The 17,913-nt window shown below is 70.6% G+C and carries 16 protein-coding genes; 5 read left to right on the forward strand and 11 right to left on the reverse strand.

The window, feature by feature from the left end; translation table 11 throughout:
* Positions 1-15: 15 nt before the first annotated feature.
* Positions 16-477, reverse strand: a complete 462-nt coding sequence (locus tag ACFYR3_RS10625; protein WP_351129724.1) for a MaoC family dehydratase — start codon at positions 475-477, stop codon at positions 16-18.
* 106 nt (positions 478-583) lie between these two features.
* Between ACFYR3_RS10625 and soxR the strand changes: the two genes are divergently transcribed.
* A complete protein-coding gene (gene soxR / locus ACFYR3_RS10630; protein WP_355839950.1) occupies positions 584-1,129 on the forward strand; it encodes a redox-sensitive transcriptional activator SoxR in 546 nt (181 codons plus the stop codon).
* Positions 1,130-1,344: 215 nt separating this feature from the next.
* Here soxR and ACFYR3_RS10635 read toward each other — a convergent pair whose 3' ends face one another.
* Both ACFYR3_RS10635 and ACFYR3_RS10640 read right to left on the reverse strand, forming a co-directional pair.
* On the reverse strand, positions 1,345-2,445 hold the full coding sequence (locus tag ACFYR3_RS10635) for an RNA ligase (ATP) (RefSeq protein ID WP_389282455.1): 1,101 nt from the start codon (positions 2,443-2,445) through the stop codon (positions 1,345-1,347).
* 333 nt (positions 2,446-2,778) lie between these two features.
* Positions 2,779-3,381: a hypothetical protein gene (locus tag ACFYR3_RS10640; RefSeq protein WP_355839947.1), complete on the reverse strand. Its 603-nt coding sequence runs from the start codon at positions 3,379-3,381 to the stop codon at positions 2,779-2,781.
* 297 nt (positions 3,382-3,678) lie between these two features.
* On the opposite strand from ACFYR3_RS10640, the gene ACFYR3_RS10645 reads away from it, so the two are divergent.
* Positions 3,679-6,471 (forward strand): penicillin acylase family protein, encoded by a 2,793-nt coding sequence (locus ACFYR3_RS10645; RefSeq protein WP_355839945.1) that lies wholly within the window; start codon positions 3,679-3,681, stop codon positions 6,469-6,471.
* 95 nt (positions 6,472-6,566) lie between these two features.
* Here ACFYR3_RS10645 and ACFYR3_RS10650 read toward each other — a convergent pair whose 3' ends face one another.
* Positions 6,567-7,889 (reverse strand): serine-threonine protein kinase, encoded by a 1,323-nt coding sequence (locus ACFYR3_RS10650; RefSeq protein WP_389282458.1) that lies wholly within the window; start codon positions 7,887-7,889, stop codon positions 6,567-6,569.
* A 126-nt stretch (positions 7,890-8,015) separates the two neighbouring features.
* Positions 8,016-9,263 (reverse strand): exo-beta-N-acetylmuramidase NamZ domain-containing protein, encoded by a 1,248-nt coding sequence (locus ACFYR3_RS10655; RefSeq protein WP_389282460.1) that lies wholly within the window; start codon positions 9,261-9,263, stop codon positions 8,016-8,018.
* A gap of 204 nt (positions 9,264-9,467) precedes the next feature.
* On the opposite strand from ACFYR3_RS10655, the gene ACFYR3_RS10660 reads away from it, so the two are divergent.
* The 3 genes from ACFYR3_RS10660 to ACFYR3_RS10670 all read left to right on the forward strand — a co-directional run bounded on the left by ACFYR3_RS10660 (position 9,468) and on the right by ACFYR3_RS10670 (position 12,565).
* On the forward strand, positions 9,468-10,232 hold the full coding sequence (locus ACFYR3_RS10660) for an SDR family oxidoreductase (protein WP_355839939.1): 765 nt from the start codon (positions 9,468-9,470) through the stop codon (positions 10,230-10,232).
* The gene (locus tag ACFYR3_RS10665) at positions 10,229-11,890 is read left to right on the forward strand and encodes an AMP-binding protein (RefSeq protein WP_355839937.1); all 1,662 of its coding nucleotides are present in this window, start codon (positions 10,229-10,231) and stop codon (positions 11,888-11,890) included. The genes ACFYR3_RS10660 and ACFYR3_RS10665 overlap by 4 nt, the downstream gene beginning before the upstream one ends.
* Positions 11,891-11,971: 81 nt before the next feature.
* A complete protein-coding gene (locus ACFYR3_RS10670) occupies positions 11,972-12,565 on the forward strand; it encodes a TetR/AcrR family transcriptional regulator (RefSeq protein WP_261709683.1) in 594 nt (197 codons plus the stop codon).
* Positions 12,566-12,635: 70 nt separating this feature from the next.
* On the opposite strand, the gene ACFYR3_RS10675 is transcribed toward ACFYR3_RS10670, so the two are convergent.
* The 6 genes from ACFYR3_RS10675 to ACFYR3_RS10700 all read right to left on the reverse strand — a co-directional run bounded on the left by ACFYR3_RS10675 (position 12,636) and on the right by ACFYR3_RS10700 (position 17,905).
* Positions 12,636-13,850, reverse strand: coding sequence for an acyl-CoA dehydrogenase family protein (locus ACFYR3_RS10675; RefSeq protein WP_389282462.1), 1,215 nt, complete (start codon positions 13,848-13,850; stop codon positions 12,636-12,638).
* Between the two features lie 6 nt (positions 13,851-13,856).
* Positions 13,857-14,879 (reverse strand): phosphotransferase family protein, encoded by a 1,023-nt coding sequence (locus ACFYR3_RS10680; protein WP_355840013.1) that lies wholly within the window; start codon positions 14,877-14,879, stop codon positions 13,857-13,859.
* Positions 14,880-15,079: 200 nt separating this feature from the next.
* The gene (locus ACFYR3_RS10685) at positions 15,080-16,297 is read right to left on the reverse strand and encodes an IS110 family transposase (RefSeq protein ID WP_389282704.1); all 1,218 of its coding nucleotides are present in this window, start codon (positions 16,295-16,297) and stop codon (positions 15,080-15,082) included.
* A gap of 279 nt (positions 16,298-16,576) precedes the next feature.
* On the reverse strand, positions 16,577-16,873 hold the full coding sequence (locus tag ACFYR3_RS10690) for a hypothetical protein (protein WP_355839933.1): 297 nt from the start codon (positions 16,871-16,873) through the stop codon (positions 16,577-16,579).
* 313 nt (positions 16,874-17,186) lie between these two features.
* A complete protein-coding gene (locus ACFYR3_RS10695; RefSeq protein ID WP_389282463.1) occupies positions 17,187-17,516 on the reverse strand; it encodes a DUF202 domain-containing protein in 330 nt (109 codons plus the stop codon).
* Complete coding sequence (locus ACFYR3_RS10700) at positions 17,513-17,905, reverse strand: DUF202 domain-containing protein (protein ID WP_355839930.1); 393 nt, start codon at positions 17,903-17,905, stop codon at positions 17,513-17,515. The genes ACFYR3_RS10695 and ACFYR3_RS10700 overlap by 4 nt, the downstream gene beginning before the upstream one ends.
* Positions 17,906-17,913: the final 8 nt, after the last annotated feature.

The following is a 17,913-nucleotide window of genomic DNA, read 5'->3' on the forward strand; positions in this document are numbered from 1 at the left end:
GGCCTCAGCGGTGATTCACAGGTAGTAGCGCGAGACCGACTCCGCGACGCAGACCGGCTTGTCGCCGCCCTCGCGCTCCACGGTGAAGGCCACGGAGACCTGGACACCGCCGGGTACGTCGTCGACCGCGGTGATCGCCGCGGTGGCGCGCAGCCGGGAGCCGACCGGCACGGGGGCGGGGAAGCGAACCTTGTTCGTCCCGTAGTTGACGCCCATCTTCACGCCCTCGACGCTGATCAGCTGCGGGCCGAAGAGCGGCAGCAGCGACAGGGTCAGATAGCCGTGCGCGATCGTGGTGCCGAACGGACCCGCCGCGGCCTTCTCGGGATCGACGTGGATCCACTGGTGATCGCCGGTGGCCTCCGCGAAGAGGTCGATCCGCTTCTGCTCGATCTCGACCCAGTCCGTGTATCCCAGCTGTTCGCCCACGGCGCCCCGCAGTTCGTCGACCGTCGCGAACGTCCTCGGCTCTGCCATGTCCCTGGCCTCCCGCATCTCATAGTCTAAGCGACTGCTTAGCATGGTCGGCCTGGAGGCGCATGTCAACGGACCGGACGTGTGACGCGGTGGGTAGGTTGGAGGCGTGCCCCAGATCCCTGAGACGATCCACGAGCTGACCGTCGGACAGTTGTCGGCCCGCAGTGGCGCGGCCGTCTCCGCTCTCCATTTCTACGAGTCCAAGGGCCTGATCAGCAGTCGCCGCACCTCGGGCAACCAGCGCCGCTATCACCGCGACGCGCTGCGCCGGGTCGCCTTCGTCCGGGCCGCCCAGCGGGTCGGCATCCCACTCGCCACCATCCGGCAGGCGCTCGCCGAACTCCCCGAGGAGCGCACCCCGACGCGCGAGGACTGGGCCAGGCTGTCCGAGACCTGGCGCTCCGAACTCGACGAGCGGATCAAGCAACTCGCCCGGCTGCGCGACCACCTCACGGACTGCATCGGCTGCGGCTGCCTCTCCCTGGAGACCTGTGTGCTCTCCAACCCCGACGACATCCTCGGCGAGCGCCGGGCCGGCTCCCGGCTCATGGTGGAGCGGACCGGCACACAGCCGGCGCCGCAGGAGCGGAGGCGGACGGGGCCGTGCGAACCCGGGCCGCGTCAGGAGCCGGCGGTGGGGGACTGCCGCTGACACGCCGTCCCCACCGTCCCGCACGCCCGACGCGTCGCCCGCCCCCACCTGTCCGCCCTGTCCGCCCTGTCCGCCCTGTCCGCCCGGTCCGCGCGGCATCCGTCCCGGCGGTCCGTCCGGCCGTGCGCGCCCCGCCCGGTCCGCGCCTGCCTCCGCCGCCCGGCCCGGCCTGTTTTCTCCCCGTCCCCGGTCCACCCGTACTCCGCGTCCCCCGCCTACTCGTACTCCGTGCCGCCCTTGCGGGTCAGATATGCCGGGCTGACCGCCTTCGCTATGGCGCGTCCGCCCGTCACCGGGCTGTACCGCTCGGCGGCCACGAACGTTCCCTCCGGTCCGTCGGGAGCGGCGGGGCGGATCACGACGCCCTCGCGCAGATGCAGCTCGCGACCGGACACCGTCTCCCGGCCGGAGGCGATCTCCAGGACGCGCTCGACGTCGTACGGTCCCTCGTACAGCCTTGGCACCAGCGGGAGTTCGCCCGTCAGCAGCTCCTGCGGGTCCAGCCAGCGGACCTCGCCGTCGATCTCCGCGGACACGTCGAACACGGCGTAGCCGATCGTCTCGCGGCGCCCGTCGGCGCCGTACGACAGGTCCTGCACGCCCGCCCCGTACACCTCGCCGAAGATGCCGACGCGACGCGCGCCGAGGCGTCCGGCGATCCGGGCGGCGGCCTCCGCGACCCCGTGTCCGTGCACCGCGCGCCAGTACAGATTGCGCGGATCCTCCTTCAGCGCCAGGGACTTGGCGCCGAAGCCCTTCGAGGACACGTGGACGCGGCCCTCGTCGGCGAGGTAGGTCAGCAGGCAGGCCGAGCCGTGCAGCTTCTCCGTCACGACGACGGGCTCGCCCGGCGTGAAGATGTCCGGGTACCGCTGGATGTTCTCGATGTCGACCCAGGGCAGCAGTTCGGGCGCCGACTCGACGTCGCCGTTCATCGTGGGCGGGATCGGCGGCACCCATTTCACGATGCCGAGGAACTCCGCGAAGTCCGTGTCGTTGTCAGCGGCGCGCGCCAGGTCCACGTCCGCCAGCGCCTTCGGGCGGCACACGATGCCCTGCGACAGCTCGCCGCGCAGCCGCACCGCCCTGACCCGGTCCGACGCGCTGCCCGCGAGTCGCCCGGTCAGCCCGAGCTCCTCGATCAGCCCGGCCGGCAGCACGGACTGCTCCGGGATGTAGAGGGCCCACTCGCCGGTGCGGTACGCGCCCTTGGCGACCACGGCCCGATACAGGCCCACCTGGGCCAGTTCGAGCGCGTCGGCGTTCGGGTGCTCGTGGATGGTCAGCATTTCGGCGGTGACGCGCAGCGTCGACACAGGGGACTCCTCGGGTTGCTCAGCCGTGTTTCATCACCCCCACTCTCCGCGGGGATATCGGCTGGAACCAGCGGATTTACGGGTGCTACCGTCGCCCCCGATCGGGTCATCGGCACAGGCGGCATCGGCACGACGGCGGCGTCGTGCCGACACGGGCGCTCTGTTCGGACGGACCGGCACCCTGTCCCCGATGCTGCCGGACACCCTGACAACCCGGGCGCCGGGAACTGCGTGCCCGGCCACGGACCTTCCGCGGCCGACGGCTCAGCCGCAGTCCCCTGCCCGGTGCCGCTCAGCCCGGCGGAGTTCCGGCCGCCCGGCCCGGCGGGGCACTCACGCGGACACGAGCAGCCGGACGCGCCTTGCGCCGGCCAGCGCTTCCGGGGTCAGGACGGGCCGCGGGACCACGATTCCGCAGCTCGTGCAGACGGGACCCGACGACGGTTCGTGGGCCAGGTCGTACATCCATACAAGGCGCTCACCGGCGCACACCGGGCAGACGGCGCCCGGCTTGCGCTCCAGCGCGGCGATCAGCCGGCGCAGCACCTCGGCCAGTGGTTCACGGGGGTGGACACGGGGGTTGTCGCACCAGGCGACACCGAACCCGCCCCAGGTCAGCCGGTGCCAGTCGTCGACACTGCCCGGCCTGCGCAGCCCGTCGTGCTTCTCCTTCTTGCGACGCTGCGCGAACTCGACCTCGTAGGCGAGCCAGACGGAGCGGGCCTCCTCCAGTTCGTCCAGTGCGGCCACGAGCCGCACTGGATCGGGGGATCGGTCCTCGGGACCGAACCCGGCCCGGGAACACAGATGGTCCCAGGTCGCCCGATGCCCGTAAGGGGCGAACCTTTCCAGGCACTTGCGCAGTGAGTACCGCCGCAGTGCCAGATCACACCTCGGATCTCGCACCTGTCTCGCCAGACTCCGGAAACCGGCCATCGCCCTGCACCTCCGTCACACCTGCACCTGTACTCCGGTCACTTCGGCGCCGTCTCGTACGGACGTCGTCGAGTAGACGTATCGACAAGCGATTCGGCTCCATCCAATTTTTCGACGACCCCCACAAGTCACCCGCCGAGTGCCCTGGACCAACCTCCCGTCGCTGTCGGCCGGCTGTCCGCCGGTCGTCCGACGCGCCCTCGCTCCCTATGAATCCCAAAAACTGACGCATGTTCATCTTCAAACTCGGGGATACCGGCGGTAACGTCCGGCCCACCCCCGTCGGTAGGAGCTGACATGCCACCGAGCACCTCACGCACCACCTTGGACAGACTGAGAACTCCCCGCAGATTCCCCAAGTTCCTCAAGGCAGCATCCCTATGCGTGCTCATTGCCGGACTTTTGTCGCCGCTTTCCCCGGCGGCGGCAGCCGACACCTCGACGGCGGCCGCAGCGAACGACTACTGCGGCGGCCAGTGTTCGGACATCCTGCCGCCCGGTGAGAACGGCAATGCCACCCTCGCCCAGATCCTGCTCAACCAGGCCTTCGGCACCCAGCCCAGCCACGCCGAGGACCAGCTCGGCCTCTACGGCAGCCTGCCCTCCGGTTACTCGACCCTCACCGACGCCAAGATCAACAACTTCTTCAACGACTCCTCCTTCGGCGTCGCCTCCGGCCAGGTCGAGTCGACCACCAAGCCCGGCGGCCGCACCGACGTCACGATCGTCCGCGACAAGAAGGCGGGCGTCCCGCACATCACCGGAACCACCCGCTACGGCACCGAGTACGGTGCCGGCTACGCCGCGGCCCAGGACCGGCTGTGGCTGATGGACGTCTTCCGTCACGTCGGACGCGGCCAGCTGACCAGCTTCGCGGGCGGCGCGGCCTCCAACCAGGGCCTGGAGCAGGAGTTCTGGCGCAACGCGCCCTACACCGAGGCCGACCTGCAGTCCCAGATCGACGAGGCGACCAGCAGGGCCGGAGCCCGTGGAGCCCAGGCGCTCACCGACGCCAACGCCTACCTCGACGGCATCAACGCCTACATCGACGCCTCCGACAGCGGCCGCTACTTCCCCGGCGAATACGTCCTGACCGGCCACAAGGACTCCATCACCAACGCCGGCACCATCGACCACTTCAAGCTCACCGACCTGGTCGCGCTGGCCTCCGTCATCGGCTCGCTGTTCGGCTCCGGGGGCGGCGGCGAGGTCAACAACGCCCTTTCGCTGCTCGCCGCCCAGAACCAGTACGGAGTGACCGAGGGCACCAAGGTCTGGGAGTCCTTCCGCGAGCGCAATGACCCGGAAGCGGCGATCACCGTGCACAACGGCGAGAGCTTCCCGTACGCCGCGAGGCCGGACAGCGCGCAGGGCGAGGCCCTGCCCGACGCCGGCTCGGTGACCCAGGAACCGCTGGTCTACGACCGCACCGGCAGCGCGGCCACCGCGAGCGCCACCAGCGCCTCCGCCACGGCGGCAAAGACGTCGCTCACCTCCGCCAAGCGCGGGATGTCCAACGCCCTGGTCGTCAGCGGCAAGTACACCGCGAGCGGCCACCCGATCGCCGTCTTCGGCCCGCAGACCGGCTATTTCGCGCCACAGCTGCTCATGCTCCAGGAGATCCAGGGTCCGGGCCTCAGCGCGCGCGGCGCCTCGTTCGCCGGCCTGAGCATGTACGTCGAACTCGGCCGCGGCCAGGACTACTCCTGGAGCGCGACGACCTCCGGCCAGGACATCATCGACACGTACGCCGTCGAACTGTGCCAGGACGACTACCACTACCTGTACCACGGCACCTGCACGGCGATGGACAAGGTCGAGCGGACCAACTCCTGGAAGCCGACCACGGCCGACGGCACCGCGGCCGGCTCGTACCGCATGCAGGTCTACCGGACCAAGTACGGACCCGTGGAGTACCGCGCGACGGTCGGCGGCAAGAAGGTCGCGTACACCACCCTGCGCAGCTCCTTCATGCACGAGGCCGACTCGATCATCGGCTTCCAGATGCTCAACGACCCCGACTACGTGAAGAGTCCGGCGACCTTCCAGAGCGCGGTGCAGAACATCAACTACACCTTCAACTGGTTCTACGCCGACTCGGCGCACACCGCCTACTACAACAGCGGTGACAACCCGGTACGGGCGAGCGGCGTCGACGCCGAGTTCCCGGTGTGGGCGCAGGCCGCGTACGAATGGCAGGGCTGGGACCCGGCCACCAACACCGCCACCTACACCCCGGCGTCCGCGCACCCCAACTCGGTCGACCAGGACTACTACATCTCCTGGAACAACAAGCAGGCCAAGGACTACACGACGGCCTCCTGGGGCGACGGCTCGGTGCACCGCGGCGACCTCCTGGAGGATCGGGTCTCCAAGCTGGTCGCGGCGGGCGGCGTGACCAGATCCGCGTTGGTGAAGGCCATGGCCGACGCGTCACTGGCCGATCTGCGGGCCGAGGACGTGCTCCCGAACCTGCTCAAGGTCGTCAACAGCTCCCCGGTCACCGACTCCACGGCCGCCGCGGCGGTGAGCAAGCTGTCCGCGTGGGTGACGGCGGGCGCCAAGCGCACGGAGACCTCGTCCGGTTCGCACACCTACGCCGACGCCGACGCGATCCGCATCCTGGACGCCTGGTGGCCGCTGCTGGTGAAAGCGGAGTTCCAGCCGGGGCTCGGCAGTGATCTCTACACGGCGTTCGGCAACAACCTCCCCGTCGACGAGGCACCCTCCGCCGGACACGGACCGACCGGCTCGCACGCCGGAAGCTCCTTCCAGTACGGCTGGTGGAGCTATGTCGACAAGGACATCCGGGCGGTGCTCGGGGAGTCCGTGCAGGGCGGTCTGTCGCAGAAGTACTGCGGCGCCGGCAGCCTCACCGCCTGCCGGGACGCCCTGATCAGCTCGCTGAAGGAGGCGGCTGGCAAGACCGCGTCGGCTGTCTACCCCGGCGACGACCAGTGCTCGGCGGGCGACCAGTGGTGCGCCGACTCGATCGTCCAGCGGACGCTCGGCGGCATCAAGCACGGCAAGATCACCTGGCAGAACCGGCCGACCTTCCAGCAGGTCGTCGAGTACACCTCGCACCGATGAGCACGGAACGGCGCCGACAGGACAGCTCCTAGGCGCGGTCGGCACCGGAACGGCGGCGGGTCGCAGGACGCGGCCCGCCGCCGGCACCAACTGGGTCAGTGGATCCGGCCCGCCGCCAGCACCAGCTGGGCGAGTTCGCGATGACAGATGTCGCTGTGCGCACCTGCCGGGACGCCACCCCGGCACACCACCGAGGCGGCGTCGATGTTCACGCACCCCGAGACGGGCAGCCGGGTGCGCAGGGCCTCGGCGAGCGTGAACGCCCTGGTTCCCGGCACCGCCTGCACCCCGTCGTGGCCCATCGCGCCCCACTGCGCGCCCAGGGCACCGCCGATGCCGAAGTCCGCCACGACGGAGCGGTCGTCTCCCGCCATCCGCGAGGCCAGCGGGTAGATCGTGCCGAGCGCCGAGTCGAAGTGGGAGTAGCAGCACACCAGAGGGCCGTCGATCCGGTTGTACTGCCCGTCCAGCACACCGCTCGCCCGCGCGTCGTGCGGCAGCCGTGCCGCGAACGCGTAGTGCGAGAAGGCGCCTTGGAGCAGCGTCACCGACTTCACCGTGCGCACTCCGGGGGGCAGCCCGCGCAGCGCGAAGGAGACCAGCCGGCCGCCGAAGCTGTGCCCGACCAGATGCACGCGCACGTCCGGTGCCGCCGCCGCGAGCTGACCGATCGCCCGTCCGAGCCCGCGCTCACCGACGGTGCCCGCGCGCCGCTTCATTGCGTAGTACGTTGCCTGGCGCAGCAGTTCGAGCGCGCCGTCCCACAGCCGGGGCAGCGCGAACGCGGCGGTACCGGGGGCCTCGGCCCCGGCGAGCGCCTGCGCGAACTCGGCGCAGACCGTCGCGGTGTCCCCGAACAGCATCTCGGGATCGCTCTCCGGCACGCCCTCCGCCAGGGTGTCCGCCGCGAAGGAGGTCTGCGGCCCCTGCGGCCGGACCTCGACGAGCAGCCGTACGAGACGGCCGAACTCCTCCAACGAGGCTCCGTCGTCCGGTTGTTGGTCGAGCAGCCGGGCGATCTGCTCGACCACCGTTGCTCGGCCGGGGAACACCTCCAGAAGGGCGTGCCGGGTGTTCTTGCCGAGCAGCGAACGGTCGTCCGGGGTGGCATCGGGGGCCACCGACGGGGGGAAATCGGGGATCGGCTCGTCCGAGAACCGCATCGAGGGCCAGATCACCCCCACGTATCCGAGGCGCGCGGCCGGCGCGAGTTCCGGGACGGGTTCGAAGAAGCCGCTGAAGAGGCGGGTGGCCGCCGAACGGTCGTTGTTCCAGCCGTGCGTGAAGACGATCAGGTCGCGGACCTTGCGTCGCGGCACCTCCTCGATCCATCGGTCCCGCTCGCGGCCGTCCGCGTCTCCGTCCGCGTCGAACGTGAGCTCCCAGTAGGGAGAAACACTCACTGCCGGTTCCGTCATGAGAGGCCCCCTGACCCCGCGAGTGGCGCGATATGGGCGCATCGTCCACCCGGCGGGGAAAGTTGGCCATACATCACGACTTACTCGTCACGCATCCGTCACTCGTCCGTGGAAAAGGGGGGCGGCTCACTTGTAGATGAGGTAATGCTTCCGAATCCTGCGGAAGGCCTCCAGCTCGTCCTGCCAGGCCGCGACGACCTCGTCGGTGCCCGCGCCCGCGTCGATCATCGTGCGCGCCAGTGTCGAGCCCGTCAGCTTGTCGATCCAGTTGTCGGAGCGCCAGGCGAAGCCGCTCCACACCCTCTTCGCGGTCACCAGGAGGGCGATTCCGGTGCGGACGGGCTCGTACGCCGCCCGGTCGTGCACATGGATCTGGACGCCCCCGATGGTCTTGCCCTGGAACTTGGAGAAGGTGGGAGCGAAGTACGCCTCTCTGAAGTGCACGCCGGACAGCCCCAGTTCACCGGCCGCCGCGGCCCAGTGCCCGTCGACGCCCTCCGCGCCGAGCAGTTCGAACGGCCGCGTCGTGCCCCGCCCCTCCGACAGGTTCGTCCCCTCGAAGAGACAGGTCCCGGAGTACACCAGTGCGGTGTCCGCCGTCGGCATGTTCGGGCTCGGCGGCACCCAGGGCAGCCCCGAGGCGTCGTAGAACTCCCCGCGCCGCCAGCCCGACATCAGTACGGTGTCCAGTTCCACGGGCGCCGCCAGGAACTCCCCGTTGAACAGCCGGGCCAGCTCCGCCACCGTCATCCCGTGCGCCTGAGAGATCGGCTGCCGCCCGACGAACGTCGCGAACTCCTTGTGCAGGACCGGTCCTTGGGCCGACCGGCCGGTGACCGGGTTCGGCCGGTCGAGCACCACGAACCGCTTGCCGGCGAGCTGCGCCGCCTCCATGCAGTCGTACAGCGTCCAGATGTACGTGTAGAAGCGCGCTCCCACGTCCTGGATGTCGAAGACGACGGTGTCCACGCCGGAAGCGCTGAAGATGTCGGCCAGGGCCTGACCGCTCTTCAAGTACGTGTCGTAGACGGGGAGTCCGGTCGCCGGGTCGTCGTAGCGGCCCTCGGAGCCCCCGGCCTGCGCGGTGCCCCGGAAACCGTGCTCGGGGCCGAAGACGGCGACCAGGTTCACGCGGTCGTCGGCGTGCATGACGTCGACGATGTGGCGGACGTCGCGGGTGATGCCCGTAGGGTTGGTGACCATGCCGACGCGCCCGCCGCCGAGTTGGGAGTACCCGGCCCCGGCGAGACGCTCGAAGCCGGTGCGGAGCCGGGTGCCGGGGCTCGCGGTCCGCACCGCCGCCCCGGCGGGCAGAGGCGTGAGGGCCGCCGCGGCGGTGCCGGCCGCGAGCAGTGACCGTCGGGACATGCGCATGGTGGGACCTCCGTGATCGCGGAAGGTTGGCACAGGCACGCTAAGGGCTCCCGGGGGAAGTTCGTAGGGCACGGATCCCACCGGCCTGTCGTGGCTCGTCACGCGGTCGCCCGCGCGGCGGAGGGGAACCCTTCCCTTGTTACATACCGACTGGTTAGTCTGGAGTCGCAGCAGAGCCGTGTCACGTCGCGTCGAAGGAGACCCGTGGTGGAAGCCATGCAGGGTGCGGGAGTCGTCGTCACCGGAGCGGGGGGCGGCATAGGGGCCGCGCTGGCCCGCCGTTTCGCAGCCGAGGGAGCGCGGGTCGTGGTCAACGACCTCGACCCGGACAAGGTGAAGGCCGTGGCCGACGAGATCGGCGGCACAGCGGTCGTCGGCGACGCCTCCCTGATCGTGGCCGAGGCCCGCGACGCCCTCGGCGGCGCGGTCGACGTCTACTGCGCGAACGCGGGAGTGGCCTCGGGCGGCTCCGAAGCGGCAGGCGAGAACGTCTGGGCCCTGGCCTGGGACGTCAACGTGATGGCGCACGTACGCGCCGCCGAGGCGCTGCTGCCGGACTGGCTGGAGCGCGGCAGCGGCCGTTTCGTCTCGACCGTCTCGGCCGCCGGACTGCTCACCATGATCGGTGCCGCGCCGTACAGCGTCACCAAGCACGGCGCGTACGCGTTCGCCGAGTGGCTGTCGCTGACGTACCGCCACCGCGGTCTGAAGGTGCACGCGATCTGTCCCCAGGGCGTGCGCACCGACATGCTCGACGCCACCGGCAGCGCGGGCGACCTGGTGCTCCAGCCGACCGCCATCGAGCCCGAGGCCGTCGCCGACGCGCTCATGAAGGGGATCGAGGAGGACCGCTTCCTGATCCTGCCGCACCCAGAGGTCGCGGGGTACTACCAGGCGCGGGCCGCCGACCCCGACCGCTGGATGACGAACATGAACCACCTCCAGCAGAAGTGGGAGACCACCGAGTGACTCGCTACGCAGACCGGCCCTGGGTGGCACTGCTCAACGAGGCGCAGCGCGGCCCGGTGAGCCCCGCGGACACCCTGGTCCACGCCATCCGGGACGTGGTCGCGCACACCCCGGACCGCACCGCGCTCGCCTACTTCGACGGGCGGCTGAGCTACCGCGAGGTCGACGACCTGAGCGACTCTGTGGCCGGGCACCTCGCCGCCCGCGGTGTGGAGCGGGGCGACCGGGTGGCGATCATGCTCCAGAACTCGCCGCACTTCGTGCTCGCCCTGCTCGGCGCCTGGAAGGCCGGCGCGACGGTCGTGCCGGTCAACCCGATGTACAAGTCCGGCGAGGTCCGGCACGTCCTGCACGACGCCGAGGTGAGCACCCTCGTCTGCTCCGACCGCGCCTGGGACACGTATCTGCGCGAGACCGCCGCCGACTCGCCCGTACGGGTCGTCCTGACGGCCTGTGAACGGGATCTCCAGACCCGCGACGACCCGCGGGTGCTGGCCTTCGAGCGACTGCCCCGGGACGCGGCGGCCGACGATCTCCTCACCGTCGCCAGGCAAGGACACAAGGCGCCCGCCGACCGTGCCCTCGGCCCGGCCGACACCGCGCTGATCAGCTACACCTCGGGCACCAGCGGCACCCCCAAGGGAGCCACCAACACGCACGGCAACATCATGTACAACGCCGAGCGGCAGCGGACCGGCCTCGCGCTGCCCGAGGCGCCGGTGTACTTCGCGATGGCGCCGCTGTTCCACATCACCGGGATGGTCTGCCAGCTCGCCGCCTGCCTCGACAGCGCGGGCACGCTGGTCCTCGCGTACCGCTTCGAGGCCGGGGTCGTCCTCGACGCCTTCGCCGAGCACCGGCCGCTCTACACGGTCGGCCCCTCGACCGCCTTCATGGCGCTGGCCGCCCACCCGGCGGTGACGCCGGACCACTTCTCCTCCTTCGCGCACATCTCCTCCGGCGGCGCCCCGCTGCCGCCCGCCCTCGTCGAGAGGTTCCGGGCCGGCTTCGGGCCGTACATCCGCAACGGCTACGGGCTCACCGAGTGCACGGCGCCGTGCGCTTCCGTGCCGCCGGGCCTGGAGGCCCCGGTGGACCCGGCCTCCGGGACCCTGGCCGTGGGAGTACCGGGCCCGGAATCGGTCGTACGCATCGTCGACGACCTGGGCGAGGAGGTCCCCTTCGGAGAGCAGGGCGAGATCCTCGTGCGCGGTCCGCAGGTCGTCCCCGGCTACTGGCGCCGTCCCGAAGCGACCGCCGAGACCTTCCCGGACGGCGAGCTGCACACCGGCGACATCGGCTTCATGGACGAGAACGGCTGGCTCTACGTGGTCGACCGGAAGAAGGACATGATCAACGCGTCCGGCTTCAAGGTCTGGCCGCGCGAGGTCGAGGACGTCCTGCACACCCACCCGGCGGTCCGCGAGGCGGCCGTCGTCGGGGTCCCGGACGGCTACCGCGGGGAGACCGTCATGGCGTACATCAGCCTGCGGCCGGGCGCTACCGAGGACCCCGCCGCGCTGGCCGCGTACTGCAAGGAGAGACTGGCCGCCTACAAATATCCGCGGCGGGTGGAGATCCTGCCCGAACTGCCGAAGACGGCGAGTGGGAAGATCCTCCGTCGGGAACTGCGTTCCCGGTCCCAGGACTCCCAGTAGCCCCCAGGACGGTCAGTGGTCCCCAGGACTCTTCGCGGACGACGGTTATCGATGTGAACGCACGGAAAGCAGGTGGCGGCAGTGCCCAGGACGACGGACGGTGACGGTACGCCCGTCCCGCAGCGGCTGCTCGCCGCCGCCACACGGCTCTTCGCCGAGCAGGGTTACGACCGCACCTCGGTGCAGGAGATCGTCGAGGCGGCGGGCGTCACCAAAGGGGCGCTGTACCACTACTTCGGCTCCAAGGACGACCTCCTGCACGAGGTCTACGCGCGCGTGCTGCGCCTCCAGCAGGAGCGGCTCGACGCGTTCGCGGACGCGGACGCGCCGGTGGAGGAACGGCTGAGGGGAGCGGCGGCCGACGTGGTCGTCACGACCATCGACAACCTCGACGACGCCTCGATCTTCTTCCGTTCCATGCACCACCTCGGCCCCGAGAAGCTCAAGCAGGTGCGCTCCGAGCGGCGCCGCTACCACGAGCGCTTCCGCGCCCTGATCGAGGAGGGCCAGAAGAAGGGCGTCTTCTCCACGGCCACCCCCGCGGACCTGGTCGTCGACTACCACTTCGGCTCGGTCCACCACCTGTCGACGTGGTACCGCCCCGACGGTCCCCTCGCCCCCCAGCAGGTCGCCGACCACCTGGCGGACCTGCTCCTGCGCGCACTGCGCCCGTAGCGGCAGCGGCGGGCACGACAAGCAGACCGAGGCCCCACCGAACGGTGGGGCCTCGGTCTGTTCTTGTCGGTCAGACGTACTTCTTGATCTCCTGGCGCGCCAGTGAGCGCTGGTGGACCTCGTCCGGTCCGTCGGCGAGCTTCAGCGTCCGCGCGGCGGCCCACAGTTCGGCCAGCGGGAAGTCCTGGCTGACACCGCCCGCACCGTGCAGCTGGACGGCCTTGTCGAGGATGTCGACGACCGTGCGCGGAGTGGCGATCTTGATGGCCTGGATCTCCGTGTGGGCGCCCTTGTTGCCGACCGTGTCCATCATCCAGGCGGTCTTCAGGACCAGCAGACGCAGCTGCTCGACGGCGACCCGCGCGTCGGCGATCCAGTTCTGGACGACACCCTGCTGGGCCAGCGGCTTGCCGAACGCCGTACGGGACACCGCCCGCCTGCACATCAGCTCGATGGCCCGCTCGGCCATGCCGATCAGCCGCATGCAGTGGTGGATCCGGCCGGGACCGAGCCGCGCCTGCGCGATGGCGAAACCGCCGCCCTCCTCGCCGATCAGGTTGCTCACCGGCACCCGGACGTGGTCGAAGACGACCTCCGCGTGCCCGCCGTGGGAGTGGTCCTCGTAGCCGTACACCTGCATGGCGCGCCGGACGACGAGGCCCGGTGTGTCGCGCGGGACCAGGACCATCGACTGCTGGCGGCGGATGTCGGCGCCGTCCGGGTCCGTCTTGCCCATCACGATGAAGATCTTGCAGTCGGGGTTCATCGCCCCCGAGATGTACCACTTGCGGCCCGTGATGACATACTCGTCGCCGTCGCGCTTGATCAGCGTGGTGATGTTCGTGGCGTCGGAGGACGCGACCTCCGGCTCGGTCATCGCGAACGCGGAGCGGATCTCACCGGCGAGCAGCGGCTCCAGCCACTGCTTCTTCTGGCGCTCGTCGCCGAACTGGGTGAGCACCTCCATGTTGCCGGTGTCGGGGGCCGCGCAGTTCAGTGCGGTGGGCGCCAAGTGCGGGCTGCGGCCGGTGATTTCGGCGAGCGGTGCGTACTGCAGGTTCGTCAGCCCGGCACCGTACTCGGCGTCCGGAAGGAAGAGGTTCCACAGGCCCTGCCTGCGCGCCTCGGCCTTCAGCTCGCCGACCACGGCGGGCGTGTCCCACGGCGAGGCCAGCAGGGCGCGCTGCTCCTCCGCGACGGCCTCCGCCGGATAGACGTACTCGTCCATGAAGGCGAGCAGCTTCTGGCGCAGCTCTTCGGTGCGTGCGTCGAATCCGAAGTCCATGGCGGATCAGCCTTCCTGAAGGGTGGTCAGGCCGTGCTCGATGAAGACGGGGGTCAGTTCGCCGATGCGGTCGAAACCGGCGCCGACCGTCTGGCCCTTGGTGTAGCGGTAGTGGATGCCCTCCAGGATCACGGCGAGCTTGAACCAGGCGAAGGCCGTGTACCAGGAGACCGCGGAGACGTCGCGCCCCGAGCGCGCGGCGTACCGCTCGACGATCTCGGCCGCCTCCGGGTGGCCGGCGGCCGAAGCGGTCGTGCTGATGGGCGAGTTGGGCAGGTCCAGGGGGGTGCTGTACATGACGAGCAGCCCCAGGTCGGTGAGCGGATCCCCGAGCGTGGACATCTCCCAGTCCAGGATCGCCCTGATCCGGTCGTCGGGCCCGATCAGTACGTTGTCGAGCCGGTAGTCGCCGTGGACGACGGTGGGCGCGGGGGAGGCGGGCAGGTCGCGTCCCAGAGCTGCGTGCAACTCGTCGATGCCGGCGAGCTCGCGGTTCCGGGACGCGTCCAACTGCTTGCCCCAGCGGCGCAGTTGCCGGTCCAGGAAGCCCTCGGGGCGGCCGAAGTCGGCGAGACCCACCTCGGCGGGATCCACCGCGTGCAGTTCGACCAGTGTGTCGACCAGGCCGAGCACCGCGTCGCGGGTGCGCTGCGGGCCGAGCGGGACGAGCTGGCCGGCGGTGCGGAACGGGGTGCCCTCCACGAACTCCATGACATAGAACGGGGCGCCGAGCACCGACTCGTCCTCGCACAGCAGCACGGGGTTCGGGACCGGCACGGCCGTCGGGTGCAGCGCGCTGATCACCCGGTGCTCGCGCTTCATGTCGTGCGCCGTGGCCAGCACATGGCCCAGCGGAGGACGCCGTACGACCCACTGGGCGGTGCCGTCGGAGACCGCGTAGGTGAGGTTCGACCGTCCGCCCTCGATCAGTCGGCCGGTCAGCGGGCCGTTCACCAGTCCGGGCCGCTCACGGTCGAGCAGGCCGCGCAACCGGTCGAGATCGAGACCTGGCGGGTGGTCCGGGCTCATCATTGCTCCTCAGCACACGGGAACGGGACGTGACTATGATGCCGACCAGTCGGTATGTCGTCCAGCGGCTGCGCGAAACGTGATCGGCGTCTCCCTCGGGGCGCGAGCCCGGGGGAGACGCCGTCGGGGCCGGGGGGGTGCCTCTATGTCTTTCGTCAAGGCGCCCATGTTGGGTTTGGGGTGGTTTGGGCTTGCTGAGGTCATGTAGCGAGTTCGACGTCCGTGGGGGTTCGGGGTTCGTAGAAGGTGCCGTCGCGGAGCATGGCGAACAGGACGCTGATGCGTTGGCGGGCGAGGCGGAGGAGGGCCTGGGTGTGGGTCTTTCCGCGGGCGCGTTGCTTGTCGTAGTAGGTGCGGGAGGCCGGGTCGGCGTTCATGCAGGCGAAGGCGGAGAGGAACATGGCGCGTTTGAGCTGCCGGTTTCCGCCTCGTGGTGCGTGTTCGCCGTGGATGGAGGTGCCCGACTGCTTCGTGGTGGGGGCGAGTCCGGCGTAGGAGGCGAGGTGGGCGGCGGTGGGGAAGCTGGTGCCGTCGCCGACGGTGGTCAGCAGGACGGCGGCGGTCCTGACGCCGACGCCGGGCATCGACGTCAGGACCGGGGAAAGAGGGTGGGCCTCCAGCAGGGCGTTGATCTGTGCTTCCAGAGCCCGGCGCTGGGTGTGGACGGCGGCGAGCGAGGCAGCCAGGGAGGGCACGACGATGTCGAGAGTGGCGGTGCCCGGGACGACGACGGTCTGTTCGTCGAGTGCGTCGAAGACCTCGTCGATCAGCCGGGTGGCCATGCGCGGGGCCCTGGGCCGGATCAGCTCGACGAGTCTGCGGCGGCCGGCCTTGCGCAGGGCGGCCGGAGAGCCGTGGCGTTCCAGGAGCCAGGTGACGGCCTGGTGATCGAGGCGTGGGCCCAGGACGCGTTCCAGCGAGGGATGGAACTGGGTGAGCAGGCCGCGTATCCGGTTGCTGGTGCGGGTGGCCTCGGCGGCGAGGTCCTGGTCGAAGCCGGTCAGCACGGTCAGCTCGGCGGTGATCTCGTCGGTCAGTTCCAGGGAGCGCAGGGTGTGGGGCATGGTGCGGGCCGCGTCCGCGATCACGGTCGCGTCCTTGGCGTCGGTCTTCGCCTCGCCCGGGTAGAGGTCGGCGATCCGCCGCATCGCCAGGCCGGGCAGGTAGGCGACCTGGCAGCCCGCGTCACGGGCGACGGTCAGCGGCAGGGCGCCGATCGAGGCCGGCTGGTCCACGATCACCAGGACGGTGCCGAACTTCGCGGTGAGCTTGTCGAACACCGCCCGCAGCTTCGGCTCGCTGTTGGGCAGCTGTTTGTCGAAGACCTTCTTCCCGGCCGGGGTGAGCCCGTGGCCGTGGTGCGTACTCTTGCCGACGTCCAGGCCGAGGAACACTCCGACGTCTTCCGTGTCGAACATCGCGCCCTTCCAGGGGAGGTGGACGGTGCCGGCCTCGGCGGTGGTGTCGTGCGCGCGCATCCACGTTATGCAGACCTGCCGCCCGCGAGCTGTCCGGCGTTGCGCCAGGCCGGGCGGTGGCCGGACCTCTCATCAGCGTCTCCGACGACACCTCCCGAGCCCGGTGACACCACCCCCCAGGTCATGCCTTCGACAGGGGGACACAGTCATGCCGGGCCCGGAGGCCAGCGGTCCCATTGCAGGACCGCGAAAAAGATAACGGGGGCCGGTGCTGAGAGGTCAGTGGTCGTCCCAGTGGCCGTCGTGCTCGGCGTGCCGGTGGCCGTCGTGCAGATAGTCGACGTGGTCGCCGTGCGCCACGGCGGGATGCCCGCAGCCCTCGCCGTGCTGATGGGCGTGCCGGTCGTGCGCCGCGTGACCGCTCGGCTCGCACTCGTCCCAGTGTCCCGCGTGCTCGCGGTGCAGATGCCCGTCGTGCGCGTAGTCGACGTGGTCCCCGTGCCGTACCTCGGTGTGACCGCACTTCGGACCGTGGACGTGCTGGTGGGTGGGGTGCTCCTGGTGAAGGGTGGTCAATTTGCTCACCTTCGGCTGTGACGTGGAATGGAGTGCCCGCGTGACGCGTCGCCCGCGCTGCGCGGGGGTGGAGCGACAACCCAGGCTATCGCCACAAACCATCCCGATTCAGGCCATTTCGGGGCGCGTGGCGCCCGCGTGCCGGAGAGCTGCCGACGCCGCCCAGGCGGCGCCGTGGGCGCCGCGGGAACAGCGCGGTCGCCCGCCGACCCGGCCGCCACCGCAGGGAGGGCGCAGCCGCCGCCGGAACATCGATCACCGGAAAACGGCCGCCGCCGGAGCGCCGATCGCTGGAGAACGACAGCCGCCACCGCTAGAACACGAACGCCACCGCGCACACGGCCAGCGCCACCGCGCACAGGGCCGTCGCCGTCGCGTGCCGGGGGGTGAGCGCCGCCGGACCCGCCGCGCCTGCGGTCGCCAGTGTCCGGATGCGGAGGTGGGCGAGGCCGAGGAAGCCCAGCCAGAGAATGCAGCAGAACGCGCACGCCACGATCCCGGCGGCCGAGCCACTGTCGTGCAGGGCCGCCTTCGCGGCGAGCACAGCGACGACGGTGCTGGAGAGGGTCGTACGGCGCCAGGCCAGCCGGGTACGTTCCGGCTGGAGGCCCGGGTCCCGTTCCTCCCGGGCGGGCGTGGTCATCCCGCCCAGCCGACGAGCACGACGACGACCATCGCGACGGCGACGACCGCGACGACGATGCTCAGCACCGCCGGGAAGCGCGACACCGGCAGGTCCTCGCCGCGCCGTATCGCCCGCTCGCAGCGCACCCAGTGATTGACGGCCCGCAGCGCGCAGAGCACGCCCGCCGCCAGCAGCGCCAGGGCGAGGCCCGCCCGCCAGGCCCAGCGCAGGTCCGGCAGGAACTGGTCCACGGCGAAGCCCCCGCCGATGAGTGCGAGCGCGGTGCGCAGCCAGGCCAGAAAGGTCCGCTCATTGGCCAGCGAGAACCGGTAGTCCGGGGTCTTGCCCTCGTCCCGGATCTCCTGCGGCGCGAACCACATCCGGACATTGCGCACGAGTTCGATCACGCCCAGGA

This window comes from Streptomyces sp. NPDC005784, assembly GCF_042871525.1.
In the GTDB taxonomy this organism is placed as follows: domain Bacteria; phylum Actinomycetota; class Actinomycetes; order Streptomycetales; family Streptomycetaceae; genus Streptomyces.